24 protein-coding genes are annotated in these 25,329 nt (G+C 75.2%); 5 read left to right on the top strand and 19 right to left on the bottom strand.

Annotated features, from left to right (window positions below):
- Window positions 1-18: 18 nt before the first annotated feature.
- From atpE to prmC, 6 genes are all read right to left on the bottom strand, one after another.
- Window positions 19-264, bottom strand: coding sequence for an ATP synthase F0 subunit C (gene atpE, locus B5M43_RS04930; protein ID WP_055993122.1), 246 nt, complete (start codon window positions 262-264; stop codon window positions 19-21).
- Window positions 265-307: 43 nt separating this feature from the next.
- Entirely contained in the window at window positions 308-1,099 is a 792-nt protein-coding gene (gene atpB / locus B5M43_RS04925) for a F0F1 ATP synthase subunit A (RefSeq protein WP_082543176.1), read from the bottom strand.
- Between the two features lie 155 nt (window positions 1,100-1,254).
- Entirely contained in the window at window positions 1,255-1,746 is a 492-nt protein-coding gene (locus B5M43_RS04920) for a hypothetical protein (protein ID WP_055993120.1), read from the bottom strand.
- Entirely contained in the window at window positions 1,747-2,889 is a 1,143-nt protein-coding gene (locus B5M43_RS04915; RefSeq protein ID WP_055993118.1) for an MraY family glycosyltransferase, read from the bottom strand. It abuts the gene before it with no gap.
- Entirely contained in the window at window positions 2,886-3,608 is a 723-nt protein-coding gene (locus tag B5M43_RS04910) for an L-threonylcarbamoyladenylate synthase (RefSeq protein WP_134745694.1), read from the bottom strand. Before B5M43_RS04910 ends, B5M43_RS04915 begins: the two co-directional genes overlap by 4 nt.
- Before the next feature lie 398 nt (window positions 3,609-4,006).
- Window positions 4,007-4,897, bottom strand: a complete 891-nt coding sequence (gene prmC, locus B5M43_RS04905) for a peptide chain release factor N(5)-glutamine methyltransferase (protein ID WP_134745695.1) — start codon at window positions 4,895-4,897, stop codon at window positions 4,007-4,009.
- 206 nt (window positions 4,898-5,103) lie between these two features.
- Between prmC and cysK the strand changes: the two genes are divergently transcribed.
- The 5 genes from cysK (at window position 5,104) to B5M43_RS04880 (ending at window position 10,754) form a co-directional block, all read left to right on the top strand.
- Complete coding sequence (gene cysK / locus B5M43_RS04900; protein ID WP_055993112.1) at window positions 5,104-6,042, top strand: cysteine synthase A; 939 nt, start codon at window positions 5,104-5,106, stop codon at window positions 6,040-6,042.
- A 31-nt stretch (window positions 6,043-6,073) separates the two neighbouring features.
- The gene (gene epsC / locus B5M43_RS04895) at window positions 6,074-6,637 is read left to right on the top strand and encodes a serine O-acetyltransferase EpsC (RefSeq protein WP_055993110.1); all 564 of its coding nucleotides are present in this window, start codon (window positions 6,074-6,076) and stop codon (window positions 6,635-6,637) included.
- 13 nt (window positions 6,638-6,650) lie between these two features.
- Complete coding sequence (locus B5M43_RS04890; protein WP_134745696.1) at window positions 6,651-8,048, top strand: amidase; 1,398 nt, start codon at window positions 6,651-6,653, stop codon at window positions 8,046-8,048.
- Window positions 8,049-8,155: 107 nt separating this feature from the next.
- Complete coding sequence (locus B5M43_RS04885) at window positions 8,156-8,992, top strand: WecB/TagA/CpsF family glycosyltransferase (RefSeq protein WP_055993106.1); 837 nt, start codon at window positions 8,156-8,158, stop codon at window positions 8,990-8,992.
- Window positions 8,985-10,754: a glycosyltransferase family 2 protein gene (locus B5M43_RS04880; RefSeq protein WP_134745697.1), complete on the top strand. Its 1,770-nt coding sequence runs from the start codon at window positions 8,985-8,987 to the stop codon at window positions 10,752-10,754. Before B5M43_RS04885 ends, B5M43_RS04880 begins: the two co-directional genes overlap by 8 nt.
- 27 nt (window positions 10,755-10,781) lie before the next feature.
- Here B5M43_RS04880 and B5M43_RS04875 read toward each other — a convergent pair whose 3' ends face one another.
- From B5M43_RS04875 to B5M43_RS04815, 13 genes are read right to left on the bottom strand one after another with little or no spacing between them, the layout of a single operon-like run.
- Complete coding sequence (locus B5M43_RS04875) at window positions 10,782-11,936, bottom strand: glycosyltransferase (protein WP_134745698.1); 1,155 nt, start codon at window positions 11,934-11,936, stop codon at window positions 10,782-10,784.
- Window positions 11,933-13,345, bottom strand: coding sequence for an O-antigen ligase family protein (locus tag B5M43_RS04870; protein ID WP_156377196.1), 1,413 nt, complete (start codon window positions 13,343-13,345; stop codon window positions 11,933-11,935). Before B5M43_RS04870 ends, B5M43_RS04875 begins: the two co-directional genes overlap by 4 nt.
- Before the next feature lie 41 nt (window positions 13,346-13,386).
- Window positions 13,387-14,259 carry a hypothetical protein gene (locus B5M43_RS04865; RefSeq protein WP_134745699.1) on the bottom strand — a complete coding sequence of 291 codons (873 nt, stop codon included), beginning with the start codon at window positions 14,257-14,259 and terminating at the stop codon, window positions 13,387-13,389.
- On the bottom strand, window positions 14,256-14,954 hold the full coding sequence (locus tag B5M43_RS04860; protein WP_134745700.1) for a hypothetical protein: 699 nt from the start codon (window positions 14,952-14,954) through the stop codon (window positions 14,256-14,258). The genes B5M43_RS04865 and B5M43_RS04860 overlap by 4 nt, the downstream gene beginning before the upstream one ends.
- The gene (locus tag B5M43_RS04855; protein WP_134745701.1) at window positions 14,951-16,195 is read right to left on the bottom strand and encodes a glycosyltransferase family 1 protein; all 1,245 of its coding nucleotides are present in this window, start codon (window positions 16,193-16,195) and stop codon (window positions 14,951-14,953) included. The genes B5M43_RS04860 and B5M43_RS04855 overlap by 4 nt, the downstream gene beginning before the upstream one ends.
- Window positions 16,192-17,355, bottom strand: a complete 1,164-nt coding sequence (locus tag B5M43_RS04850) for a glycosyltransferase family 2 protein (protein ID WP_230667685.1) — start codon at window positions 17,353-17,355, stop codon at window positions 16,192-16,194. The genes B5M43_RS04855 and B5M43_RS04850 overlap by 4 nt, the downstream gene beginning before the upstream one ends.
- On the bottom strand, window positions 17,352-18,785 hold the full coding sequence (locus B5M43_RS04845; protein ID WP_134746153.1) for an oligosaccharide flippase family protein: 1,434 nt from the start codon (window positions 18,783-18,785) through the stop codon (window positions 17,352-17,354). Before B5M43_RS04845 ends, B5M43_RS04850 begins: the two co-directional genes overlap by 4 nt.
- Entirely contained in the window at window positions 18,778-20,055 is a 1,278-nt protein-coding gene (locus tag B5M43_RS04840) for a glycosyltransferase family 4 protein (protein ID WP_134746154.1), read from the bottom strand. The genes B5M43_RS04845 and B5M43_RS04840 overlap by 8 nt, the downstream gene beginning before the upstream one ends.
- Window positions 20,056-20,064: 9 nt before the next feature.
- Entirely contained in the window at window positions 20,065-21,264 is a 1,200-nt protein-coding gene (locus B5M43_RS04835) for a DegT/DnrJ/EryC1/StrS aminotransferase family protein (RefSeq protein ID WP_134746155.1), read from the bottom strand.
- Window positions 21,261-22,013: an acetyltransferase gene (locus B5M43_RS04830; RefSeq protein WP_134746156.1), complete on the bottom strand. Its 753-nt coding sequence runs from the start codon at window positions 22,011-22,013 to the stop codon at window positions 21,261-21,263. Before B5M43_RS04830 ends, B5M43_RS04835 begins: the two co-directional genes overlap by 4 nt.
- Window positions 22,010-23,167, bottom strand: coding sequence for a DegT/DnrJ/EryC1/StrS aminotransferase family protein (locus B5M43_RS04825; RefSeq protein WP_134746157.1), 1,158 nt, complete (start codon window positions 23,165-23,167; stop codon window positions 22,010-22,012). The genes B5M43_RS04830 and B5M43_RS04825 overlap by 4 nt, the downstream gene beginning before the upstream one ends.
- Window positions 23,164-24,231, bottom strand: a complete 1,068-nt coding sequence (locus tag B5M43_RS04820; protein ID WP_055993084.1) for a dTDP-glucose 4,6-dehydratase — start codon at window positions 24,229-24,231, stop codon at window positions 23,164-23,166. The genes B5M43_RS04825 and B5M43_RS04820 overlap by 4 nt, the downstream gene beginning before the upstream one ends.
- A complete protein-coding gene (locus B5M43_RS04815; protein ID WP_167626792.1) occupies window positions 24,228-25,289 on the bottom strand; it encodes a Gfo/Idh/MocA family protein in 1,062 nt (353 codons plus the stop codon). Before B5M43_RS04815 ends, B5M43_RS04820 begins: the two co-directional genes overlap by 4 nt.
- Window positions 25,290-25,329 lie beyond the last annotated feature (40 nt).

The raw sequence follows: 25,329 nt of genomic DNA, 5'->3' as shown, positions 1-25,329 counted from the left end.
ACGTGTCAGCAGCGAGTGTTACTGGGCGGCGTAGCCGAAGATGAAGCCGGTCGCGATGCCGATGAACGCGAGGGCCTCGGTGAAGGCGATGCCGATCCACATCAGAACCTGCAGACGACCGGCGAGCTCGGGCTGACGCGCAACCGACTCGATGGTCTTGCCGACGACGATGCCCACGCCGATGGCCGGGCCGATGGCGGCGAGACCGTAGCCGACCGTCGCGATCGAGCCGTACACGTTGGCGAGAACCGTAGTAGCGTCCACGGGGTTTTCCTTTCGGTTAGGCGGTGCGCCGTGTGGCGGACCGTCAGTGCTCTTCCGCAACCGCGAGCTGGATGTAGACCGCGGTGAGGATCGTGAAGACGTAGGCCTGGAGGAAAGCCACCAGGACCTCGAACAGGGTGAAGGCGAGACCGAAGGCGAGGGTGCCGACGCCGAGAGGCGTCCACCATCCACCCGCGGTGAAGAAGAAGAAGTGCGTCGCCGAGAAGAACAGGACGAGCATGAGGTGGCCGACGATCATGTTCATCAGGAGTCGCAGCGTCAGCGTGACGGGGCGGATGATGAAGGTCGACAGGAACTCGAGCGGCGTCACGATGATGTACAGCGCGGCCGGGACGCCCGACGGGAACAGCGCGTTCTTGAAGAAGCCGCCGGGGCTCTTCTTGATGCCCGCGTAGATGAACGTGACGTACGAGATCACGGCGAGCAGCAGCGGGACCGCGATCACGCTCGTGCCGGCGATGTTGATGCCGGGGACGATGCCCGTCAGGTTCATGAACAGGATCATGAAGAACATCGTGGTCAGCAGCGGCAGGAAGCGGTTGCCGTCCTTGCGACCGAGGATGTCGTGCGCGATGTTGACGCGGACGAAGTCCAGGCCCATCTCGACGACGCTCTGCAGGCGGCCCGGCACGACCTTCATGTTGCGCGTGCCGACGAGGAGCAGGATCACCAGGACCGCGGTGGCGAGCAGCTGGGCCGCGTTGATGCGCGTGAACTCGAACGAGCCGATCTGGAAGATCGCCGGAGGGAAGAAGTCGAGGATCGACGGCGGGTGGAACGCGCCTTCGGTCTCTTCGGCAGAGACGATCAGCATCGCGGCTTGAGTCAACGTGTGGCTCCGGCTTCATAGCTCCGGTGCGAGGACCGGGGAGGGCAGGAAGTCGTCATCTGCACGGGCCCCATGTCACCATCGGCATCCGCGGGAACTCGGCAGGAACGTCAGTCAGCCTATCAAAGAATCGACGGCTTCTACGACGCGTCGAACTTCGGATCCTCGTCCTTCGGGGCCCCGGGCAGGGACACGTCCACGTACGGCTCGCGCGAGCGCAGCATCGCGATGCCGTCGACGGCCAGCGACGCGATCACGCTCACCACGAGGGCCACGAAGAACACGACCGGCTCGATCCACGGCTGGCCGCGCAGGAGCATCAGGGCGACGATGAACAGCACCAGCTTCAACAGCCAGCCGCCCAGCACGATGCCGAAGAAGATCGGCACGTACAGCGCGTCGCCGAACCACCGGTTGGCGACCAGGATGCTGACGGCCGTGAGCAGCATGAACAGCGCGGCGATCGCGGCGCCGGCGAAGGCGCTCAGCATGCCGTCGACGCCCGCGACCGCGAAGCCGATGGCGCCGCCGACCGCGGCGATCACGAGCGTCGCGACGCCGCCCCACACGAGCGCGGTGCGCAGCACGGGCGTGCTCGAGATGGGCGGCTGCGGGCGATCCGGGGTGGTCATTCAGGCCTCCTGGGGAGCGGGCGCCGAGCGCCGCGTGGGAAGGAAGGTGAGCACGAGGCAGGCCGCGACGCCGATCACGCCGAACACGACGCCGAGCCAGTACGAGCCGAACCAGTCCTCGCGCGTCGCGAGGTACATCAGCAGGAACGCGAGCGAGATGATCGCGGTCCACGCGTAGAAGATCAGGACCGCGTCGCGGTCGGTGTGGCCGAGGTCCAGCATGCGGTGGTGCAGGTGCTTGCGGTCGGGCGCGAACGGCGACCGGCCGGCGCGCATGCGCCGGATCACCGCGAGGCCGAAGTCGGCCAGCGGCAGCAGCACGACCACGATCGGCAGCAGGATGGGCAGGAACGCACCCAGCAGCTGCGAGCGCGCGATGCCGTCGTCCGGGTCCAGCAGGGACGGCGGCAGCTCGGTCACCGCGATCGCGCTGGTGGCCATCAGCAGGCCGAGCACGAGCGCGCCCGAGTCGCCCATGAACAGCTTGGCGGGCTTCCAGTTCAGCGGCAGGAACCCGAGGCACGCCCCGATCAGCACGGCCGCGATGAACGTCGCGAGGCTCGAGTTCGACGTCGAGATGTCGCGCGTCAGGATGTACGAGTACGCGAAGAACACGCCGTTGGCGATGAGGCAGACGCCCGCGACCAGGCCGTCCAGCCCGTCGATGAAGTTCACCGCGTTCATGACGACGACGATCGAGAACATCGTCAGCGCGATGCTCACCCACCCGGACCACAGCGTCATCCCGCCGATCGGCAGGGCGTAGATCTGCAGCCCTCCCCCGACCGCGATGATGCCGGCGGCCAGGAACTGGGCCCCGAGCTTGATCGCCCAGTCGAGGTCCCACAGATCGTCGGCCACGCCCACGAGCGCGATCAGGAGGATGGCGCCCAGGATGGACAGCACCTTCTCCGGCTCGGCCCAGAACAGCTGGAAGAACGGGTTCGCGGACGACACCGCGATCGCGGCGACGATCCCGAGGAACATCGCCACTCCCCCGAGCCGCGGCGTCGGCGTCTTGTGCACGTCGCGGTCGCGGATGCCCGGATAGAGCTTGAAGCGCATGCTCAGGCGCCACACCGCCCAGGCGAGCGCCGTCGTGAGCGCCGCCGTCAGCAGGATCGTGAAGAGGTACTGCCTCACGCGCCCGGCCGGTCGTCGGGCCCCGCATGCGGATCGTGCTCGGGCAGCTCGAGCAGGTCGCCCAGGACCTCGGCGAGCTCCTCGCGCGAGACCGCGCCGTCGCGCAGGATGCGCACGCGCGGCTCGGCGTCGCCCTCGTGCGCGCCGACCAGCGACGTCGCGTCGACGATCGTGGACGCCACGCCCGTGCGCGACGGGCCGTCGTCCAGGTACACCGCGACGCTGTCGCCGAGCATGGCGCGGGCGTCGTCGCCCGTGACGGCCGCGGGCTGTCCCGTGAGGTTCGCGCTCGACACGGCCAGGGGGCCCGTCTCGCTCAGCAGCTCCAGCGCGATCCGGTGGTCCGGCATCCGCACCGCGACGGTGCCCTTGGTCTCCCCCAGGTCCCACGACAGCGACGGCTGCGCGGGCAGCACGACCGTCAGGCCGCCCGGCCAGAACCGCTCCACGAGCCGCTCGACGGCCTCGGGCACCTGCTCCACCAGCGCGCGCATCGCGTCGATCCCCGACACCAGCACCGGCGGCGGCTGCTGACGGCCGCGGCCCTTCGCATCCAGCAGGCGCTGCACGGCCGCGGGGCTGAACGCGTCGGCCGCGACGCCGTACACGGTGTCGGTGGGCATGACGACGACATGGCCGCGGGCGATCGCCTGGCGCGCCTGACGCATGCCGGTCAGCAGCTGCGCCTCGTCCCGGCAGTCGAAGAGAGGGGAGGACATCGTTTACATAGTAGAGAGTCCTGATCGATCGTTCGCCCGACGCTTCGCGCCGGGACTCGCGATCGATGCGCTGTCGCTTCGCCGTTCTCTTCAGAAGCGGTCGCACGCTGCGGGGCCGCAAGCGGCACCCTTGCGAGCGAGGAACGTCGCTGCGCTCCGTTCGGCAGCGCTTCGCGCTGCGATCTGGCCGCTTCGCGGCACGCTCGCTTCGCTCGCACGACCGTAGATGTCCGGGCTCAGTGTCGGTCGTTGAGCGGAGCGCCAGCGGAGACGAAACGGGCTGAGCGAGCGGAGCGAGTCGAAGCCGTGACGCCACCCCGTGGACCCGGCCGGCCGGGATGGTGCGGCCACGTTTCGACTCCGGCGCTGGCGCGCCTCCGCTCAACGACCGAGGGGCGTCAGGGGCGGAGGGCGGTGGTGGTGCGGTCGCGGTGGGTGAGGTCGGGGTGGGTGGCGGCGGCGCGCCAGCCGTCGGCCGTGAGGAGGTCGCGGATCGCGCGGCCCTGCAGCTCGCCGTGCTCGATGATCAGCGTGCCGCCGGGGCGCAGCAGGCGCATGCCGACGCGGCTCAGCTCGCGCACGACGTCGAGGCCGTCGGGGCCGCCGTAGAGCGCCGCCTCGGGGTCGTGCAGGCGCACCTCGGGGTCGCGCGGGATCGCGTCGTCGGGCACGTACGGCGGGTTGGAGACCACGACGTCGACCGTGCCGTCGAGCTCCGGGAACGCGACCGCCAGGTCGGCGAACGCGAGCCGGAGGTTCGTCGCGCCCGAGCGGGCGACGTTCTCCCTGGTCCAGACGAACGCGTAGGGCGAGTTCTCGGCGGCGTGGATGCGCGCGTGCGGGACCTCGGTGGCCATCGCGATCGCGATCGCGCCGCTGCCGGTGCCGAGATCAACGCCGATCGGCCCCTCGCCGTCCGCCGTGACCGGCACGGCGCGGAGGGCGTCGATCGCGAACTGCGCGACCGACTCGGTCTCGGGCCGCGGCACGAAGACGCCGGGGCCGACCGCCAGCTCCAGGTGCCGGAAGTACGCGACGCCCGTGATGTGCTGCAGCGGCTCGCGGGCCGCGCGGCGGGCGATCAGCTCCTCGTACGCGTGGCTCTCGGCCGTCGTCAGCTCGTCGCCGCGGATCGTCGCTGCCTGCACCTCGCCGCGGCTCTGGCCCCGCAGGTGCGCGAGCAGCAGCTCGGCGTCGACCTCGGGGTCGGGCACGCCGGCGTCCGCGAGGCGGGTCGCAGCCGCGCGGAGCGCATCGCGCAGGCCCGGCGCGGCGGAGAGGGCGGTCATGGGGTTCCAGCCTAATCGCCGCGGGATTCCCGGGCCGCGATGGGGCCCGGGGTGCGGGCATGCCGGCGGCGGAATGCGCATCCGGCTTCACAATGCGTCACACGCGCGCGCCCCGGAGCGGGCAGGGACCCTACGCTGATGCCTGGCGGCGCCCCGTCCGCCCGGCAGCACCGCAGACCGCATCCCGCACACCGAGGAGAACCGCCATGCCTGGCATCCACGCCGACATCACCACCGCCTTCGGGAACACGCCGCTCGTGCGCCTGAACCGCGTCGCCGAGGGCGCGGGTGCCGAAGTGCTCGCGAAGCTCGAGTACTTCAACCCCGGATCGTCGGTCAAGGACCGCCTCGGCATCGCGATCGTGAACGCCGCCGAGGAGTCGGGCGAGCTGAAGCCGGGCGGCACGATCGTCGAGTCGACGAGCGGCAACACGGGCATCGCCCTCGCGCTGATCGGCGCGGCCCGCGGCTACAAGGTCATCCTCACGATGCCCGCGTCGATGTCGAAGGAGCGCCGCGTCCTGCTCAAGGCGTTCGGCGCCGAGCTGGTGCTGACCGACCCCGCGGGCGGCATGAAGGCCGCGCTCGCCGAGGCGGAGCGCATCGTCGCCGAGACGCCGGGCGCGGTCCTGGCCAAGCAGTTCGCGAACGCCGCGAACCCCGAGATCCACCGCCGCACCACGGCCGAGGAGATCTGGAACGACACCGACGGCGAAGTCGACATCTTCGTCGCGGGCGTCGGCACCGGCGGCACGATCACGGGCGTCGGCCAGGCGCTCAAGGCCAAGAAGCCGGACGTCCAGGTCGTCGCGGTCGAGCCGACCGCCTCGCCGCTGCTGTCGACGGGCACCCCCGGCCCCGCGAAGATCCAGGGCATCGGCCCGAACTTCGTGCCGCCGATCCTCGACACCGAGATCTACGACGAGGTCGTGGGCGTCGAGTTCGAGGACGCCATCGCGACGTCCCGCGCGCTGGCCGCCGGCGAGGGCATCCTGGCCGGCATCTCGGCGGGCGCCGCGGTCTGGGCGGCGACCGAGATCGCCAAGCGCCCCGAGAACGCCGGCAAGAAGGTCGTCGTGATCGTGCCGGACACGGGCGAGCGCTACATCTCGACCGCGCTGTTCGAGGACCTGCGCGAGGACTGAGCGCCGCTCCGCCGCCGATAGGCTCGAGCCCATGGGATTGAACATCCGCGAGGATGTCGCAGCCGCGCGTCGCCGTGATCCGGCGGCGCGCGGCTTCCTCGAGATCGTGGCGCTGTATCCGGGTCTCCACGCGGTGTGGGCCCATCGCGTCAACCACTGGCTGTGGACGCGCGGATGGCGGTTCGTCGCCCGCGCCGGGTCGCAGCTCACGCGCTGGCTCACGGGCGTCGAGATCCACCCGGGCGCCCGCATCGGGCGGCGCTTCTTCATCGACCACGGCATGGGCGTCGTGATCGGCGAGACGGCCGAGATCGGCGACGACGTCATGCTCTACCACGGCGTCACGCTCGGCGGCACGTCGCTGACCCAGGGCAAGCGCCACCCCACGCTGGAGGACGGCGTGGCGGTCGGCGCGGGGGCCAAGGTGCTCGGCCCCGTCACGATCGGCGCGCGCAGCGCCGTGGGCGCCAACGCCGTCGTCACGAAGGACGCCCCCGCCGACAGCATCGTGGTCGGCATCCCCGCGAAGGCGCGCCCGCGCGGCGCGGGCGAGGACACCCGCCGCGTCATGATGGCCCCCGAGTACGTCATCTGATCGGCCCGGTGCCATGACCGCGTTGCACGAGCTCGGCCTGCGGGGGCTCGCCGCCGCGCTGCGACGCGGCGACGTGACGCCCGCCGAGGCCGCCGGGCACTTCCTGGCGCGGATCGAGGCGCGCCGCGACCTGGGCGCGTTCGCCGAGGTGACGGCGGACGCGGCCCTGCGCCGCGCCGCGTCGCTCGGGCGTCCGCCGGCCGACGCGCCGCCGCTGTGGGGCGTGCCGCTCGCCGACAAGGACCTCACCGCACGCGCGGGCGTGCCCACGCGCTACGGCTCGCGGTGGTCCGCGCACGACGTGCCCGCCCGCTCGGATCCGCTCGCGCTGGCGCTCGACAACGCCGGCGCCGTGAGCCTCGGCAAGACCGCGACGCCGGAGTTCGGACTGACGGGCTTCACCGAGACCCGGATCGGCCCGCCGGCGCGCGATCCGTGGGATCCGGCGAACGGCGCGGGCGGCTCCAGCGGCGGCGCGGCCGTGGCGGTCGCCGCCGGGCTGCTGCCCGCCGCGCCCGCGTCGGACGGCGGCGGCTCCATCCGGATCCCGTCCGCGACGGTGGGCGTCGTGGGACTCAAGCCGTCGCGCGGGCGCGTGCCGGCGGGATCGGGCCTCGACTCCCCCGGCGGCCTCGCGGTGGCCGGCCCGATCGCCCGCACGGTGGACGACGCCGCGCTGCTGCTCGACGCCCTGACCGCCGGGCCGCTCCCCTTCGCGACGCGCGCGCCTGGCCAGGGGCCGTTCGCGGAGGCCCTCCGCGCGCCCGCGGGGCGGCTGCGGATCGGGATGACCACGGTCTCGCCCTGGGACGAGTCGCTGGACATCCGACTCGACGCGGGCGCCCGCGAGGCCTTCGCGCACGCGGCCCGCGTGCTGTCCGGCGCGGGCCACGAGCTCGAGGACGCCGCGTGGCGGCCCGAGGGCTACGCCGACATGTTCATGACGCTGTGGCGCGCGTCTGCCGCGCGCATCCCGGTGCCGGACGAGCGCCTCGACGAGCTCGAGCCGATCACGGCATGGCTCGCCCGCGAGGGCCGTGCGCTGTCCGCCGAGCGCCTGCTGGGCGCGCTCGCGGCGGCGACCGCGTTCGAACGTCGCACGATCGAGGCGTTCGCGGGCTTCGACGCCGTGCTGACCCCGGCGCTCGGGCTGCTCCCGCGCCCGATCGGCTGGTTCGCGCAGGACGACCCGGAGCTCAGCTTCGCGCGCCAGTGCGAGTACGCGCCGTACAGCAGCTTCGTCAACGTCGCCGGGCTCCCGGCCGTGACGGTCCCGGTGGCGGAGGCTCCCGGCGGGCATCCCGTCAGCGTCCAGCTGATCGGCCGACCCGGCGGCGAGGCGGTCGTCCTGCGCCTGGCCGCGCAGCTCGAGGCCGCGCGCGGCGCGCTGCCGCGCCCGCCGGCCTGGTGACACGCCGGGCGAATCCGCCCCCCGGGTGAATCAAAGGGCCGCGTCGCGACTCCTGGTCCTCGACGCGGCCGCGCACCCCCGATCGACGTGGCCCGGAAGGGATCACGATGACGCAGCAGCCCGGCACCCTCACGGGGGCCATCCCGACGCTGGACACGGACGGCGTGCCGATCCACCTCGTGGCGGCCGAGCCCGCCCTGGAGGTGATCGTCGAGGCGGCGGAGCACCATCCGGAGCACCCGCTGGGCGTGGCCTCGATCAACCTCGACCACCTGCACCACTTCGGGCGCCATACGCACCACCCCGCTCCGCTGACCGCCGAGGGCGGCGTCGAGTGGCTGAACCTGATCGACGGCTCTCCCATCGCCGCGTTCGCGCGCCGCAAGACCGGGCACGACCACCCCAAGCTCTCGGGCAGCGACCTGATCGGCGCCGTCCTGGACCGCGCCGCCGCGCGCGGCCTGTCGGTCGCGGTGCTCGGCGGGCAGCCGGCCGTCACGCGCGCCCTGCGGCGCCGGTTCGCCGTGGACTGGCCCGGCATCCGGTTCGCGGGCCACTGGACCCCGCCCGCCGACGACCTGACGTCGCCGTCGCGCGCCGCGCGCCTCGCGGCCGAGATCCGCGAGGCCGGCCCCGACGTGCTCCTCGTGTGCCTGGGCAAGCCGCGACAGGAGCAGTGGATCGCCGCGTACGGCGCCCAGACCGGCGCGGGCGTGATGCTGGCCTTCGGCGCGGTCGTGGACTTCCTCGCCGGCCGCGTCAGCCGCGCCCCGCGGTGGATCTCGGAGGCCGGGCTCGAGTGGGCCTGGCGCCTGCTGCACGAGCCGCGCCGCCTCGCCCGCCGCTACCTCGTCGAGGGGCCGCCCGCCTACCTCGCGCTGCGCCGCTCGGCGCGCGGCGCCGCGGCGGCCGTGCTCGCCGTGCCGATGCAGCGCCATGCCTGACCTGCCCGGCCGCTTCGCGCGCACGGGACCGGCCGACGTCGCGGCGATCGTCGTGACGTACGAGAGCGCGGCCGACCTGGGGGCGCTGCTGAAAGGGCTCCGGCTGGAGGCCCGTGACCTCGACCTGCGGGTGATCGTCGTCGACAACTCCCCCCGCGACGACACCCTGCGGGTCGCCCGTGGCCACCCTGATGTGATCTCGGTGGCCACGGGCGGCAACCTCGGCTACGCGAGCGGGGTGAACGCCGGGCTCGAGCACGTCGGCGACACCGCGAGCGTGCTCGTGCTCAACCCGGACCTGCGCCTGGGTCGCGGCGCCGTGTCGGCGCTGCTCCGGACGCTGCGCGAGGACCCCGCCCGCGGGGCCGTGGTGCCGCGCATCGTGGACGCCGGCGGTCGCACCGCGCCGTCGCTGTTCCGCGAGCCCGGTGTGCGTCGCGCCCTGGGCGACGCGCTGCTCGGCCCGGTGTGGCGCGGCCGCGCGTGGTCGGAGGCCGTGCGGGATCCGCGTGCGTACGCGCACGCGCACGACGTGGACTGGGCCACGGGAGCCGCCGTGCTGCTGTCCGCCGAGGCCGTGGCCCGGGTCGGCGAGTGGGACGAGCGGTTCTTCCTCTACTCCGAGGAGACCGACTACCTGCGACGCGTGCGCGACGCCGGATTCGCGGTGCGCTACGAGCCGGCCGCGACGGTCGCCCACGCGCAGGGCGGATCCGGCTCTTCGCCCGCGCTCGACGCGCTGCTGCAGGTCAACCGCGTGCGCTACATGCGCCGGCACGCGCCGCGCCGCGCGCGCGCGTACCGGGCCGCCGTCGTGCTCGGCACGGCGCTGCGCGCGGTCCGCGGGCGGCGGCACCGGGCGCTGCTGCGGGTGCTGACGGACGAGCGCCGGTGGGAGGACCTGCCGGCGGCCACCTGGCGGGGCCACGGCACGCCCGTCGCGGCCGTGCTCATCCCGGCGCACCAGGAGGCCGCCGTGATCGCCCGCACGCTCGCGCGGCTCGCGGAGCCCGCGGCGGCCGGCTCGATCGAGGTGGTCGTGGTGTGCAACGGATGCTCGGACGACACCGCCGAGCGGGCGCGCGCGTTCGCCGGGGTGCGCGTCGTGGAGCTGCCGCAGGGCTCGAAGCCCGCCGCGCTCAACGCCGGGCTGCGGCTCACGACCGTCCGGCCCGTGATCGTGCTCGATGCGGACATCGACCTGCCGGCGGCCGCGATCCCCGGCCTCGTGCGCGCGCTGCGGCGGCGCGGAGCGCTGGCCGGACGGCCGCCGTTCGCGTACGACGCCTCCGGCGCGGATCCGTGGGTCCGGGCGTACTACCGCGCCCGGGCCCGGGTGCCCGAGCTCACCGGCGCGATCTGGGGCGCCGGCGTCTACGCGCTCTCGTCCGAGGGCGAGGCGCGGGTCGCGCCCCTGCCCCCGGTGACCGCCGACGACGTGCACGTGGACGCGAGCATCCCGGAGGAGGCCAAGGTCATCCCGCCGCTCGCGCCCGTGCGCGTGCGCGTGCCGCGCACGACCGGCGCCCTGCTCTCGACGCTCGTTCGAGTGCGCCGGGGGCCGGCGCAGCTGGGCGTGGACACGCACCGGTCGACGCTGCGCGGCCTGCTGCGCACCGTGACCGGCCCGGCCACCGCGTGGGACGCGCTCGTGTACGCCGCGTTCGCGCTCGCGGCGCGGCGGCGCGCCGCCCGCCCCGCCGCGCGCTCCGGTGCGATGTGGGAGCGCGACGAGTCGACGCGCCTGGCCGTGGCGGGCTGAGGCCCGTCCGCGCCGCGGGGCCCCGGCTCAGCGCCGGCGCGCCGCCGCGACCTCGGCCAGGACGCGGCTCACGCCGTCGCTGAAGACGCGGTGGTCGCGCTCGGCCTCGACGCGACGCCGCCCCGCGGCGCCCATCGCGGCCGCGCGCTCCGGGTCGTTCCAGAGGCTCAGGACGGCCTCCCGCAGCGCGTCCGCGTCTCCCGGCGGCACCCACAGCCCCTCGCGCCCCTCGACGAACGCGTCGCGCTGACCCGCCACGGCCGAGACGATCACGGGCCTGCCCATCGCCCACGCCTCGTTCATGCACGTGATGCCGTTGTCGCTGTCGGTGGGCCGCAGCGGCACCACGACGGCGCGGGACCGGGCGTAGAGCGCCCTCAGCTCGGCGGCCGGCATCGTGCCGAACGTGACGTTCGGCGGCACGAGGTCCTCGCCCCGGCGGTCGCCGTCGTCCGCGTTCCACCAGTCGGGCCGCGCGGTGTCGAGCACCCCGGCGATGTGGCACGGGATGTCGAGGCCCGTCATGGCGCGCACGAGCGTCGGGTAGTCGCGCATCTCGCCGCCCGCGGCGCACACGGTCGTGGACCCGGCGGTGGGAGCGGCGGATCCGTCGTCCGCCCAGAAGCGCGTGTCGAGCGTCCACGGCAGCGCCACGAGCTTGGACTCGGGGACGCCCAGCTCGCGCGCCGCGAACTCGCGCTGCGTGACGGGCGGCAGGATGATCCGCGCCAGCGCGGGGTGCGCGAACCGCAGCAGCCGGGCCTTCTTGCGCTCGGACACGCGGGTCAGGAGCGCCACGATGGGCAGCCGGCGCCGGCTCAGCCGGCACAGCAGCGCCAGCGCGAGCGCGACGTCCGCGACGCTCCAGCAGAGGATCGCGTCGTAGTCGCGGCCGACCCGGTGGGCCTCGAGCACCTGCACGAGCCACATGGGAAGGCGGCGGTACAGCGCGCGCCGCCGGCGCGGCGGGCGGGTGCGCATCCGCCGGTCCACGTACTCCAGGTCGGCGTCCACGTCGCTGATCCACGCGCGGGGCGTGCCCGGATCGCGCAGCGCGGCGAGCTCGTCGGGGTACGGCGGCGAGAACAGCGTGTTGGCGAGCACGAGCACGCGCGGGCGGGCGCGGGCGTCCGTCGCCTCCGTGCCCGCCGCGGATGCGCGGGCGACCGCGCGGGGCGTCATCCCCGCCTCCGAGGGGCGAGGACGCGCGCGAGCCCCATCCGACCGTCGGCATGGCCGATCGCCCGCACCGCGCCGGCGAGCCCCAGGAGCAGGGCGAACATGCCGGCCGAGATCGGGAAGCTCAGCCCGTCGAAGAACGCGAACAGCACGGCCGTGGTCAGCAGCGCCGCCGCGACGCCGCGGCCGAGGGCCGCGACGTCGGGGTACGGCGACCGGCGCACGGTCTGCACCGCACCCCAGGCGGCGGTCCCCACCACGGCGCCGGCGGCGAGCAGGCCGAGGACGCCCAGCTCGAGCAGCAGCAGCGCCCACTGGTTGTCGAAGATGTAGTAGCGCGGCAGGAACGTGCCGAAGCCCACGCCGATCACGGGGCTCGTGGCCAGGAACTCCGGCAGCCGCGCGAGGCCGTCCGTGCGCGACTCGGTGCTCGAGTCCGTGCCGATGCCGAGGAACAGGCCGACGATCGTGCCGTACAGGCCCGGCACGGCCACGGCGGCCGCGGCGGCGGCGACGCCGCCGCCCGCGGCCACCATCCAGCGGTAGGCCTTCGGCAGCGCGGGAAGCGACAGCACGAGCGCCACCGCGAGCCCGATCAGCCCGGAGCGCGACACGGCGAGGATGGCCGCGAACACGATCAGCGCCGCCGGGATCCACGTCCACGGCAGGCGGCCGCGCCCCTCCGCCGCGCGCGTCACGCCAAGGGTCACGGCCAGCGGGATGATCGAGCAGATCGCCGCCGAGTACTCCAGCGGATGCGTCGCGGTGCCGGTGGGCCGGGTGAAGCCGCCCCGCGCGATCACGCCGGCGTCCTCGGCCTGCAGCCCCGGGATGAGCGCGAACACGTCGTGCAGCGTCTGGCCGGTCGTGAACTGCGCGATCCCCAGCACCGCCACCAGGGTGCCGGCCGCGACGATGCGGCCCACGAGCGCATCCAGGTCGCGCAGGGTGCGCAGACCGTCCATGGTGACGAGCAGCACGCCCGCCCACGACAGCAGCCGCACGATGGACGACACGGCCGATCCGATCTGGTCGTGCGGCTGGCCGCGCAGCATGGCGGCCGAGAAGCTGACGAGAGCGACGACCAGCAGCGCCACGTATGCCCACCGCAGCGGCTGCGGGGCGGGCGGCACGTCGATCGCGCGGGCCTGCAGCCGCACCACGACCCACCACAGCAGGAGCACGAGCCCCCACAGCAGCGAGGGCCGCCCCATCGAGCCGAGGCCCGTGACCACGAGGTTCGACGGCACGCCGAACAGCAGGACGACGTAGACCGTGACCATCGTCAGGGCGCTGCCGGCGCGCGGGCGCGCGGCCATCCGCCCCCAGGCGACCGACACGGGCGGCGCCGCGGAGGACGGCCGCGCCCGTCGCGCCGCTTCCGGCGGGCCGTCGCCGCGGGTCTCGCGCATCCGCACCTCGTCCATCCGGATCCGATCCGTCCCGACGCGGGTCAGGATCGCCTCGTCGGACGCGCGCCGATCGGCTCGCCCGCGGCGGGGGCCTCCCCCAGCATCCGCTCGATCGCCACCTCGACCTCGACCTCGTCGGGCGACGCCTCGACGGGCGGCGCGGCGTCGTGGGCCTCCGCGCCCTCCGCGTCGTCATCGACCGCCGGGCGCCGCATGGCGCCGGGCTCGGCGTCGCGCTCGGCGCGTCGCCGGCGGCCCGCCTTGCGACCCCGGTGCCCGCGGCGCGGGCGTCGCGCCAGGCCGTCGATCAGGGCCGCCAGCAGCAGCGACATCAGCGCCGCGCCCGCCCCCACGCCCACCGTCGCGAGCATCCGCTCCCGGGTGCCGAGCGTGCTCTCGGGCGCCACTGCGACGGTCCAGATGCTCACCTGCGAGGCGGCCGGCACGTTCTGCTCGTCCTGCAGCCGGGCCAGCACCTCCTCGTTCGAGGCCAGCATGGCGTCGACCACCTCGGCCGCGACGTCGTCGGCGGTGGCGCTGACCGTCACGAGCAGCATGGGCGCCGAGTTGCTGAAGTCGCGCGCGACCGTGATCTCGGTGCCGGGGTGGCGCTCCGTGAGCTCCTGCACCGCCTCGGCCGCGCCCGCCGCGCTGACCAGCACGTCGGCGGCGGTCGACAGGCCTCCCAGGTACAGGAACGGGTTGGGCGTCGTCTTCTCCTCCTCGCCGTCGATCTCGACGACCACGGCGGGCAGGCTGGCCTCGCCGGGCATCAGCAGCTGCTTCGCGGTGCGCTCGTACGTGGGCGGCACCTGCGTCCAGACGAAGGCCGCGGCCGCCGCGGCGGCCAGCAGGCCGGGCGCGACGATGTACCACCGCCGGAGCAGTCCCCGAAGCGTGTCCTGGACGTTCATGCCATCTCCTCGTGGTGCGCGATCCCGCGCGTGCGCGCGGTCCTGCCGCCGCGCCGTGTCCGGTGCGCGAGCGCGCGATCGAATCCGACGGCCGAGCCGACCGACGTGAGCAGGCCGGCGACCGTCATGGCCCCCAGCGCGGCGACCTGCGCCGTGCGCTCGGGCCGGATGTGCTCGATCCGCAGGGTCAGCGGATCGACGCGGATCCGGATGTCGGCGGGGGTGCCGGGCTGCCGACGGAGGTAGCTGCTGTACTCGACGCGGCGCAGCGCCTCGGTCTGCTTCGCCTCGACCCACTCGGCGCTCGGCCCCACGATCTGCAGCACGATCACCGCGACCGCGTAGCTCGGCGCCCACTGGTTGCCGTAGTCGACGAGTCCCACCTGGACGCCCTCCCGGAGGCCGGCGCCGTAGTAGGGCGCGTCGACCGCCGAGTACCGGATGGCCTCCTGCCCCGGCACGACCTCGGCCGCGACCGCGCCCGCGAACGCGATCACGTTCTCGTCGCGCAGCGACCCCTCCAGGCTCAGCGCGCTGTCGTATCCGTAGAGGAACGTCACGGCCGTGCGCGTGGAGTACACGCCGGCGGCCGCCGTCGAGGCCAGGTGCCACGTCAGCAGCGCCGCGGCGGCGAGAACGGCCGTCACGACGTACCAGCGCCGCCCGAGCATGCCGAGCAGCTCCCGCGCGGTCATGACGCGCCCGCCGTCGCCAGGGCGGCGCCGTCGAGCTCGGCGGCCGACGGCCCGCAGACCTCGTCCTCCAGGATGCGCAGCACGTCGGCCTGCGCGGTCGTCCATCCCGAGCGCGCCGTGGACGCGATGCGCAGCGCGTGCGCGTCGCGGTCGGGCCGCTCCACGGCGGCCGCGAGCGCGCGGGCCAGACCCGCCGGGGTGGCGCGCGCCCACGCGGCCGCATCGCCGGGAAGGTCCGCCCGCGCCGACGGCGAGTCCGCGACCACGGGGACGACGCCGGCGGCGATCATCTCCTCGGCCACGAGCGAGATGTTCGTGAAGGACATCGCCAGTCCCGCGACGCAGCGCGCGTAGAGCGCGTTCAGGTCGGCCGGGGCGAGCCGGCCGTGCAGGGTCGCCGGGAACGGCAGGTCGCGCACGCGCTCGCCGTACACGTGGATCGGCACATCCGGGCGCAGCTCGTGGAAGCGCGCGAGCGCGAGCCGCGCCAGCTCCCAGCCCCGGCGCGGGACGCCCGGCCTCGCGTAGGCGACGACGCCTTCTCTGCGCGCGCCCGGCAACGGGCGGTAGACCGCGGTGTCGCAGCCGAACGGCGTGACGTCGGGCGCGATCCCGATCTCGCGGCGCAGCGCCTCGGCGACGGCCTCGCCGAGCGCGATGGTGCGGAATCCGAAGCGGTAGGTGTCCTCGGCGAGCGCGTACGCCGCTCCGCGGGGGTGGAACCAGGGCTCGAAGTCCTGCACGAAGTACAGCCGCCGCATGGGCTCCCGGCCACGGGAGGCGAGCACGTGCGCGGTCTCCCAGGACGACGCGACCGCCGCGTCGACGCCCCAGTCGCCCGCGCGGGCGTCGCGCACCTCGGCGCGGACGCGGGGCCACCAGTCGCGGATGACGCGCTCGCGGTCGCGCGGGTCGGCGCCGTGGCGCTCGTCCAGCAGCACGACGCATCGGTGCCCCGCCGCCTCGACGGCCTCGATCATCCGGAACAGCGTCGTGTGCCCGCCGGAGCCGGCGCTCGGAGGGGCGACGACCCATCCGATCGTGAGCGGCGTGCCGCGCTCGGGTCGGTGCGCAGGCAGCGCCAGGTCGAGCTCGGCGGAGTCGGCCACGTCGGCGTCGGGCAGGCCGAGGCCCGGACCGGCAGGATCCAGGCGCGTCTCGATGCGGCGCACGACGCGCAGCGCGGCCGCGCGCGCGCCCTCCCGGCGCAGCACGCGCGCCGCGGCCGCGAGCGCGCTCATGCCGGCGCCTCGCGAGGCACGCCGGTCGCGTCGCCCGCCGGAAGCGCTCCGGATGCGACCGCGACGGGCTCGAACACGCCGGTGCGGTGCCAGCGCCGGAACTGCGCGTCGGCGCGCAGCCGCCGCGCGATGCGCGGCGCGGCGCCGGCCGCGACGGCCGCGCTGCGCGGCCACGAGGACGCGCGCCGCCGTGCCGCCTCGAACGCGCGCCACCCGGCCGAGGCCTCGATGCCGGGGTCGACCTCGAGCGCGAGCGCGCGCAGGTCGTCGACCAGAGCCGACGGGATGCCCCGGTCGAGGTCGCCGCGGGCGTAAGCGAGGGCCTCGCGCGCGATCGCGCGTCGCGCCGATCGACGCAGGCCGCCCGAGTCGGCGAGCCCGTCGCACAGCGTCTCGAAGGCCGCGTGCTTCTCGCGCAGGAAGACCCTCGGGTCGTCGGCGCGCCGCGACAGGCTGCGGGGGTGCTCACGGTGCCACGCCTGATCGCATCCCTCCAGGTGGGCCACGTCGGAGTGCGCGGCGATCCGCAGCCACATCTCCATGTCGTGCGTGTGGGCCAGGTCGCGCTGCCCGCCGACGAGGTCGACGACGCTGCGGCGCATGACCGCCTCGGGCGACGTGATGACGTTGGCGCCGGTCGCGCACCGCGCCTCGAGCCAGGCGCGCCCGGACCACACGGTCCAGGCCGTGGGCCGCGTCCGCGCGGGCGCGCGGCCGTGCGAGAAGTGCAGGGGGTGGCCGTACACGAGCCCGACCGCGGGCAGGTGCTGCATCACGGCGACCGCGCGGAGCAGGGCGCCGGGCGTCAGCAGGTCGTCGGCGTCGAGGCGGACGAGGAACTCGCCGCCGGCCAGCTCCAGCCCGCGGTTGAAGGTCGCCACGGGCCCGCTGTTCACGTCGTTCGCGACCACCCGCACGCGCGGGTCCTGCTCCTCCAGGCGGCGCGCCAGGGCGAGGCTGCCGTCGGTCGACGCGTCGTCGACCACGATCACCTCGACGTCCACGCCACCCTGGTCGAGCGCGCTGCGCACGGCCTGCTCCAGGTAGCGCTCGTACTGGAAGCACGGGATCACGACCGACACGGTGGCCTCGACGACCGACGGCAGCGGCTCCAGGCGCACGGCGGCGGAGCGCGGGCCGCGTCGGAGCAGGTCGGTCATCGGATGTCCTCACTCGGGTCGGGGCCCGGCTCGCGCAGCTCGCGGATGCGAGCGCGCAGCCAGTGCCCGACCACTACGAGGTGGCACACTCCGGCGCTGATACCTCCGACGAGCAGGGCGGCGAGCGGATCCGGCACGGTCGCCGCGACCAGGGCCGCGACCGCGACGCACGGCACCGACGCCGCCGACGGCAGGGCGAGGGCGCGGATCACGGCCGAGGGGCGCGCGCCCGCCGCGCGCAGCGCGACGAGGTAGCCGGGCAGGATGAGCAGCGCGGCCACCGCCACGTGCGCCCACGCGGCCGCGACGATCCCGCCGAGCGGCGCGACGATGACCAGCGCGACGGTCAGTGCGGCGAGCGAGGCGATCTGCAGCCACATCACGGGGCCCGGCCGCCCCCGCGCGTACAGGTATCCGGCGAACGCGTCGAACAGCACGCGCAGCCCGCCGTACACGCCGAGCGCCGCCAGCGCGGGCGCGGCGGGCAGCCAGCGGGCGCCGTACAGCACCTCGACGAGCGGTCCCGCGAGCACCGCCAGCAGCGCGCCCGCGGGCAGCGCGGCGGCCCACACCAGCGAGGTGACGGCGGCGAACCCTCCCGGGCCGCGCGAGAAGTACGGCAGGGCGATCGAGCGGACCACGGACGACAGCGCGCTCATCGGCCAGCCGGCGATGTTGAAGGCGAGCACGTAGAACCCCAGGGCCACGGCGCCGACCGTGCGGGCGAGCACGACGTTGTCGACGTTGATGAGCGCCCACGACAGCATGTTGGCCGCCGCGACCGGCAGCCCGAACGCGAGCACGGCGCCCGCGACGCGGCGGTCGAAGCCGTAGCGCGGGCGCACCCGCGCGAGCGCGAACTGCAGCGCGCTCGCGACGGCCTGGGCCGCGACCCGCCCGATCGCGAGCCCCAGCACGCCCATCCCCGCCGCGACCAGCGCGAGCGTGAGCACGGTCGACACCACGAAGTCCGCCAGGGCGATCAGGAACAGCTCCCGCTGGCGGAAGCGCCGCATGAGCAGCCCGTACGGGACCACCGAGGCGCCCGCCATCAGCAGCGTCGCGGAGAGGATCGCGATCGCCGGTCCCGCCTGCGGCGCCCCGAGCAGGGCCGCGAGGTCGCCGCTCGTGAGCAGCGTCAGGGCCGCGAGCGCTCCGCCCGCCGCGAGCCCCAGGGATGCGACCGTCGGGGCGATCCGGTCGGGATCCCGCGACCGGATGATGTCGGCGGAGAGTCCGAGATCGGCGAGCGTCATGAGCACGCCCTGGACGGTGAGCGCGATCGCGTAGACGCCGAACTGCTCGGGCGTGAGGAGCCGGGCCAGCACGATGCCGACGATCACGCTCCCGAGCCGCAGCAGCAGCGTGCTCGCGCCGCTCCACGCGGCGCCGCGGGCCGCGCGGACGCCCAGCGTCGCCGTCTCAGACATCGCGGCCCCGCGTCCTCCGCCACGCCCGCTGCGCCGCGGGGGCGGCGAGCGCCGCGCGCAGGCGCCCGTACCGCACGAGCGCGCGAAGGGCCTCCCGTGGCCGACGCGCCGCCGGCACCGCCGCCTCCGACACGTACAGGTCCTCGAGCCGGTCGACCGCGCGCGCCGCCGAGAACCGCTCCGCCACGAGCATCCGGCCGTATCCGCCGAGATCGCGGCGGCGGTCCGGGTCCGCGGCGAGCGCGGCGACCAGCGCGCCGAGGCCCTGGCCCGCGGGACCCGCGCCGAAGAAGCCGTGCTGGAGGAAGCCGGCGGCGGACGCCGGCTCGACCAGGCGCCAGAACCCGCCCTCGCCCTGCACGATGACCGGCCGCGCGTGGGCGAGCGCGCGCAGGGCGGAGGCGCCCATCCCGAACGCCACGTCCGCGGCGTCGTACACGTCGCGCGGATCCGGGACGTCGCCCAGCATGCGCACGTCGATGCGCGCGCGGCCGGCCGCCTCCCGCACCGCGCCCTCTTCGTCGCCCGCGCCCGCGACCAGCAGCACGGGCCGCACCCCCGGCGCCGGGTCGCCGAGGCGGTCCAGCTCGCCGATCGCCTCGATCACGCCGCGCGCCTTGCCGTGCTCGCGCGAGAGCCTGCCGACCACCGACACGACGAACGCGCCCGCGTCCACGCCGAGCCGCTCGCGCGCGGCCACCCGGTCCCCCGGTGCGTCCGCGACCGTGTCCACGGGCGGCTCCATCAGAAGCACCGGCCCGCTGCGCTGGGCGACCTGTCGCGCGATCGCGACCGTGCCCACGAGCAGCGGCACGCCGTCGGGCACGTGCGGCGGCACCCACATGGACAGCACGCTCTCGATGTGGCGCAGCGGCAGGGCCGCCGCGGCGACGCCGGCGACCAGCGCGGGCCCCGACTCGTAGGTGTGGACGATGTCGGGCTCGAACGCCCGCAGCTCGCGCAGGAACCGCGCGACCGCGGCCGGGTGCAGCGAGTCGCCGCGGAAACGCGGGGCCGGATGCCAGGTCAGGCCGCGCTCGCGCAGCCGCTCCTCGAGCGGCCCCCGGGGCGCGTACACCGCGACCACGTGCCCGCGGTCGCGCAGCCGCGCCGCGAGGTCGATCGCGATGAGCTGGCTGCCGCCCGTCACGAGCTCGTGCGGGCACACCAGGATGCGCAGGGGTCCGGCCGCGGGGACGTGCGCGTCCCCCCGCCCGCGCTCGTGCTCCGCACGCGGCGCGGACCGGGTGTCCGCGGGAGCCGGCGCCATGACCGCGCCTCAGCCGCGCGCGCCGCGGCGCCCGAGGGCGCGGCGCAGCGCGTCGGCGACCGCGGCCTGCTGCTCCGCGCGCAGGTGCGGCGACATCGGGAGCGACAGGATGCGCTCCGCCGCCGCCTCCGCCACGGGGAACTCGCCCCGCCGGCGCCCGAGGTGCGCATACGCCCCGGTCAGATGCAGCGGCGTCGGGTAGTGCACTCCCACGCCGATCCCGGCGCGGGTCAGCTCCTCGGCGACCCGGTCGCGCTCCGCGAGGCGCACGACGTAGAGGTGCCACACGTCGCGGTTGCCCGGCAGGCTCGAGGGCGCCCGCACGTCGTCGAGGTCCGCGAGCAGGCGGCCGTAGCGCGCGGCGGCAGCCCGCCGCGCGGTGTTCCACGCGTCGAGCCGCCTCAGCTTGGCGCGCAGGACGACCGCCTGCACGGCGTCGAGGCGGGCGTTGACGCCCACCCGGTCGTGGACGTACCTGACGGCGCTGCCGTGCGCCTGCAGCGACCGCACGATCCCCGCCAGCTCGGGGTCGCCGGTCGTGACGGCTCCCGCGTCGCCCGCGGCGCCGAGGTTCTTGCCGGGATAGAAGCTGGTCGCGGCGATCCGGCCGATCGCGCCGGCCCGGCCCGCGGGGCCGACGGCGCCCTGCGCCTGGGCCGCGTCCTCGACCACCGCGAGGCCGTGCCGCTCCGCGAGCGGAGCGATCCGCTCCACGGGCGCCGTCTGACCGAACAGGTGGACGGGGACGATCGCGCGCGTGCGCGGCGTGATCGCCGCCGCGACGGCGTCCGGGTCGATCAGCAGATGCTCGTCGTCCACGTCGACGAACACCGGCACGGCTCCGATCCGGCTGGCCGCGGCGGCGGTCGCGATGAACGAGTTGACCGGCACGATCACCTCGTCGCCGGGCCCCACGCCGACCGCGCGATAGGCGAGCTCGAGCGCGTCGGTGCCGTTCGAGACGCCGATCGCGTGGGCGGCGCCGACGAACGCGGCGTACTCGCGCTCGAACGCCGCGACCTGCTCGCCGCCGACGAACGCGGCCGAGAGCAGCAGCTCGCGCCAGGCGGGCAGCACCTCGTCGGCGATCTCGCCGGACTGCGCGGGAAGGTCGAGGAACGGGACGGGATCGTGCGGGACGGCGTCCGGCGGGACGGGCTCGCGCCACGCGGGCACGTCGCGCACGAGCACGGGGGCGGGGCGGGTCATGCGGGCACCTCTCGAAGGGGATCGGGTCGAAGGGGATCGGGTCGAAGGGGATCGGGTCGAAGGGGATCGGGTCGAAGGGGATCGGGCACGGCGATCCGGGCGTCGCCGGTCTCCGCGATCGGGATGGGCCGCGTGTCGAGCGGCAGGGCGCGGGCCGGCACGCCCGCCCACGTCTCGCCGGCGGGCACATCGCGCAGGACCACGGCGCCCATGCCCACCGTCGCGCCCGCGTGGACGGTCGCGTGCGGGCGGACCGAGGCGTTCATGCCGAGGTACGCCGCCTCCCCGACGCGGACGCCGCCGCCCAGGCTGACGCCGGCGGCGAGCGTCGCGAAGTCCTCGAGCACGTCGTCGTGCGTCACGGTGCACCCGGGCATCAGCACCACATGCCGGCCGAGCCGCGCATCGGCCGTGACGACCGCGCCGTCGAGCAGGATCGAGCCCGCGCCGACGACGCTGGAGCGCCCGACCCGGGCCCCCGGGGCGACGAACACGGCGTAGCGCTCCGGGGCGACGCCCGCGCGATCGAGGCGGCGCACGACCTGGCGGCGGGACCGGCCGGGCCCGATGCAGACGAGCAGCCGCTCGTCGCGCCGTGCCGCGTCCTCGGCCGGTCCCACCACGGGCACCCCTCCGCACAGCGCGCCGAGCATGCCGGGATCGTCGTCGAGCACTCCGACGACGTCCGGCGTCCCGGCGGCGATGACCTCGCGCGCGAGACCGCTCGCGCCGATCAGCAGCACGCTCACGCGGAGCCCCCCGCCCCGCGCACGACCGCGATCACGCGATCCTGCTCGGTCTCGGTCATCGCGTGGAACAGCGGCAGGATGAGCGTGCGGTCGGTGAGCCGCTCGGTCGCGGCGAGGGCGGCGGATCCCGTGTCGCGCGCGACGTAGGCGGGCTGGCGGTGCGAGGCCATGATGCCCCGGCGCGCCGAGACGCCGTGCCCGGCGAGCGTCGCGAGCAGGCCCTCCCGGTCGAGCGGATACGGCGGGGCGACCTCGATCCACAGCGACTGGAAGCTGCTCTGGCCCCACGGCGGATCGTCCACCACGCGGATGCCGGACACGCCCGCGAGCGCCGCGCGGTAGCGCGCCGCCAGCGCGCGCCTGCGGACCACGATCTCGGGCAGGCGCGTGAGCTGCACGAGCCCGATGGCCGCCTGCACGTCCGTCATCCGGAAGTTGAAGCCGATCTCGTCGTAGCTCTCGCGCGGCGACAGGAGCGCGGCGTGGCGCTCGGCCGCCGAGGCCCCCATGGCGTGCTCGCGCAGCCGGCGCGCGCGCTCCGCCCAGTCCTCGCGGCTCGTGGTGAGCATGCCGCCCTCGCCCGTCGTGAGGATCTTGCGCGGGTGGAACGACCAGGCGGCGAGCTCGGCGCCGGCGCCGACCGGGCGCCCGCGGTACGTGGATCCGATGCCGCACGCGGCGTCCTCGATCACGACGACGCCGCGCGGATCGCACAGCGCGCGGATCGGCGCGAGGTCGACGGGGATCCCTCCCTGATCGACCGCGATCACCGCGCGGGTCACGGGCGTCAGCGCGGCGGCGACCGTCGCCGCCGTGACGTTCCCGGTCGCGGCGTCCACGTCGGCGAAGACCACGCGCGCCCCCACGTAGGAGACCGCGTTGGCGGTCGCGATGAACGACAGCGACGGCACCACGACGTCGTCGCCGGGGCCGATGCCCGCCACGAGCAGGGCGAGGTGCAGCGCGGTGGTGCAGCTCGACGTCGCGACCGCGTGCCCTGCCTGCACGGTCGCCGCGAACTCGCGCTCGAACTCGGCCACGCGCGGCCCCTGCGCGACCCAGCCGGACGCGATGGTCTCGGCCACGGCCGCGGCCTCCTCCTCGCCGAGCCACGGCCGCATCACGTCGATGCGCGTCGCGGCGGCCGCGGTCATGCCGGCACCCCGACGCCGCTCACGCGGTCCGCGCCCGCGGCGTCCTCGGAGCCCGCGGGCTCCCAGTTGCGGTCCTCGATGCGCGCGAGCATCTGCTGGGGCGTGCGCGGCCGGCCGCGGAACCAGGTCACGAGGTCGGCGACACCCGCGTCGAACGGCATCGCGGGGCTGAACCCCGTCAGCCGGTGCATGAGGCGGGCGTCGACCAGCAGCCGGCGCACGTCGCCGGGCCTCGGCTCGAGGTGGACGGGCGCCAGCCCGGGCCGCCCGGTGAGGCGCGCGACGGTCTCCGCGAGCGCGGCGATCGTGACCTCGCGGCCCGATCCGAAGTTCACGGTGCGGCCGATCGCGTCGTCGCACTCGGCGAGCGTCGCGAGCCCGCGCGCCGTGTCGGTCACGTGCATGAAGTCGCGCGACTGCCGTCCGTCGCCGTAGATCAGGGCCGGCAGGCCGCACAGGTTGCGCACGATCGTGCGCGGCAGCACCTCGCCGCTGTCGCCCTCGAAGTGGCTGCGCGGCCCGTAGGTGTTGAACGGCCGCACCACGATGACCGGCTGGCCGTGCGTGCGGAACGCCGCCCGCGCGTACGCCTCGCCCGCGAGCTTGGCCGCGCCGTAGACGGTCTCGGGCCACGTGGGGTGGCGCTCGTCCATCGGCACCCGCTGCGCGGTGCCGAACACCTCGCTCGAGCTGACGTGCACGATCCGGCGCACGCCGGCCGCGCGCGCCCGCTCGAGCAGCGCCAGCGTGGCCGTGGCGTTGACCTCGTGATTGGTCATGGGGTCGTGGAGGCTGTGGCGCACGCCCAGGCACGCCAGGTGGAACAGCACGTCGGCGCCGTCCAGCGCGCGCAGGGCGGCATCCGAGCGGATGTCCGCCTCGACGAGCCGCACCCGCGGATCCGCGAGCCGGGCCGACAGATTCTCGCGGCTGCCGTTCACGAGCGAGTCGACGACCGTCACCTGCGCCACGCGCCGTCGCTCCACCAGCTCGTCGACCAGGTGGCTGCCGATGAATCCCGCGCCGCCCGTGACCACGACGCGCGCACCCGTCAGGGACGTCATGCCGCACCCCCCAGCGCCACGAGCTCCGGTTCCCGCTCGACCGCCGCCGGGGCGCCCTGCGCGGCCAGGCTGCGCGAGGCGGCCTCCAGCACGGACAGGACCCGCAGGCCCGCGTCGCCGTCCGTGCGCGGGGCGCGGCCCTCGCGGATCGCGGCCGCGAACTCCGTCACCACGTTGCCGAGCGCCTCCTGCTCCGGCAGGGCGGGCGACCACGTATCGCCCAGCCGGTACGAGACCCGCGCCTGGCGCGCGCCCTCGCGGCCGGCGGGCAGGTCGACTCCCCGGTCGAACACGCTCAGCCGCTGCTGCGGGTTCAGATCGTCCCACACGAGCGTGCGGCGCGTGCCGCCGATCACCATGCGCCGGATCTTCGTGGGGCTCAGCCAGTTGACCTGCACGTGCGCGATCGCGCCGCCCGCGAGCGGCATGGCGAGGTATCCGACGCACGCGCGGCCCGTGCCGAGCGGGTCGGCGCCCGCCGCCGAGACCGTGGCCGCCGTGAGGCCGCCCGGCAGCACGAAGTCGAGGATCGACAGGTCGTGCGGCGCGAGATCCCACAGCACGTCGACGTCGGGCTGCACGAGCCCGAGGTTGATGCGGGTCGAGTCGACGTACAGGATGTCGCCCAGCGCGCCCTCCGCGATCAGCTCGCGGATGCGCAGCACGGCCGGCGTGTAGCAGTACGTGTGGTCGGTCATGAGCACGAGCCCCTGCTCGCGCGCGGCGGCCACCATCGCGATGCCCGAGGCGCGGTCGGCCGCGAGCGGCTTCTCGACGATCACGTGCTTGCCCGCCGCGAGCGCGCGGCACGCCAGCGCGTGGTGCGTGCGGGCGGGGGTGGCGATCGCGACCGCGTCCACCAGCGGATCCGCCAGCACCTCGTCGACGTCGGTGCGCACGGGGGCGCCGCCCACGGACTCCGCGACGCGTCTCGCGCGATCGCGGTCGAGATCGCACACGGCCGCGAGCTCCCACGCGTCGGACGCGCGGAAGTTCCTCGCCAGGTTCGGCCCCCAGTACCCGGCGCCGATCACGCCCACACCCAGTCGTCCTGTCACCGATCCGCTCCTCGCCCTGCCCGTGTCCGCCGAACTCCCG

Source organism: Microbacterium sp. MEC084 (assembly GCF_004514465.2).
Classification (GTDB): domain Bacteria; phylum Actinomycetota; class Actinomycetes; order Actinomycetales; family Microbacteriaceae; genus Microbacterium.
Note: the sequence above shows the minus strand (reverse complement) of the source record. Positions and strands in the feature narration are given on the sequence as shown.

Bases quoted from the DNA above. Each gene is read 5' to 3' on its own strand.
- B5M43_RS04840 (WP_134746154.1), bottom strand. From the start codon at position 20,055: ATGGCGCCGGCTCCCGCGGACACCCGGTCCGCGCCGCGTGCGGAGCAC.
- epsC (WP_055993110.1), top strand. From the start codon at position 6,074: ATGGGATTGAACATCCGCGAGGATGTCGCAGCCGCGCGTCGCCGTGAT.
- B5M43_RS04825 (WP_134746157.1), bottom strand. From the start codon at position 23,167: ATGACCGCGGCCGCCGCGACGCGCATCGACGTGATGCGGCCGTGGCTC.
- atpB (WP_082543176.1), bottom strand. From the start codon at position 1,099: ATGCTGATCGTCTCTGCCGAAGAGACCGAAGGCGCGTTCCACCCGCCG.
- cysK (WP_055993112.1), top strand. From the start codon at position 5,104: ATGCCTGGCATCCACGCCGACATCACCACCGCCTTCGGGAACACGCCG.
- B5M43_RS04865 (WP_134745699.1), bottom strand. From the start codon at position 14,259: ATGAACGTCCAGGACACGCTTCGGGGACTGCTCCGGCGGTGGTACATC.
- B5M43_RS04875 (WP_134745698.1), bottom strand. From the start codon at position 11,936: ATGACGCCCCGCGCGGTCGCCCGCGCATCCGCGGCGGGCACGGAGGCG.
- B5M43_RS04885 (WP_055993106.1), top strand. From the start codon at position 8,156: ATGACGCAGCAGCCCGGCACCCTCACGGGGGCCATCCCGACGCTGGAC.
- B5M43_RS04910 (WP_134745694.1), bottom strand. From the start codon at position 3,608: ATGTCCTCCCCTCTCTTCGACTGCCGGGACGAGGCGCAGCTGCTGACC.
- B5M43_RS04820 (WP_055993084.1), bottom strand. From the start codon at position 24,231: ATGACGTCCCTGACGGGTGCGCGCGTCGTGGTCACGGGCGGCGCGGGA.
- B5M43_RS04860 (WP_134745700.1), bottom strand. From the start codon at position 14,954: ATGACCGCGCGGGAGCTGCTCGGCATGCTCGGGCGGCGCTGGTACGTC.
- B5M43_RS04835 (WP_134746155.1), bottom strand. From the start codon at position 21,264: ATGACCCGCCCCGCCCCCGTGCTCGTGCGCGACGTGCCCGCGTGGCGC.
- B5M43_RS04850 (WP_230667685.1), bottom strand. From the start codon at position 17,355: ATGACCGACCTGCTCCGACGCGGCCCGCGCTCCGCCGCCGTGCGCCTG.
- B5M43_RS04890 (WP_134745696.1), top strand. From the start codon at position 6,651: ATGACCGCGTTGCACGAGCTCGGCCTGCGGGGGCTCGCCGCCGCGCTG.
- B5M43_RS04845 (WP_134746153.1), bottom strand. From the start codon at position 18,785: ATGTCTGAGACGGCGACGCTGGGCGTCCGCGCGGCCCGCGGCGCCGCG.
- B5M43_RS04920 (WP_055993120.1), bottom strand. From the start codon at position 1,746: ATGACCACCCCGGATCGCCCGCAGCCGCCCATCTCGAGCACGCCCGTG.
- B5M43_RS04870 (WP_156377196.1), bottom strand. From the start codon at position 13,345: ATGCGCGAGACCCGCGGCGACGGCCCGCCGGAAGCGGCGCGACGGGCG.
- B5M43_RS04880 (WP_134745697.1), top strand. From the start codon at position 8,985: ATGCCTGACCTGCCCGGCCGCTTCGCGCGCACGGGACCGGCCGACGTC.
- B5M43_RS04855 (WP_134745701.1), bottom strand. From the start codon at position 16,195: ATGAGCGCGCTCGCGGCCGCGGCGCGCGTGCTGCGCCGGGAGGGCGCG.
- prmC (WP_134745695.1), bottom strand. From the start codon at position 4,897: ATGACCGCCCTCTCCGCCGCGCCGGGCCTGCGCGATGCGCTCCGCGCG.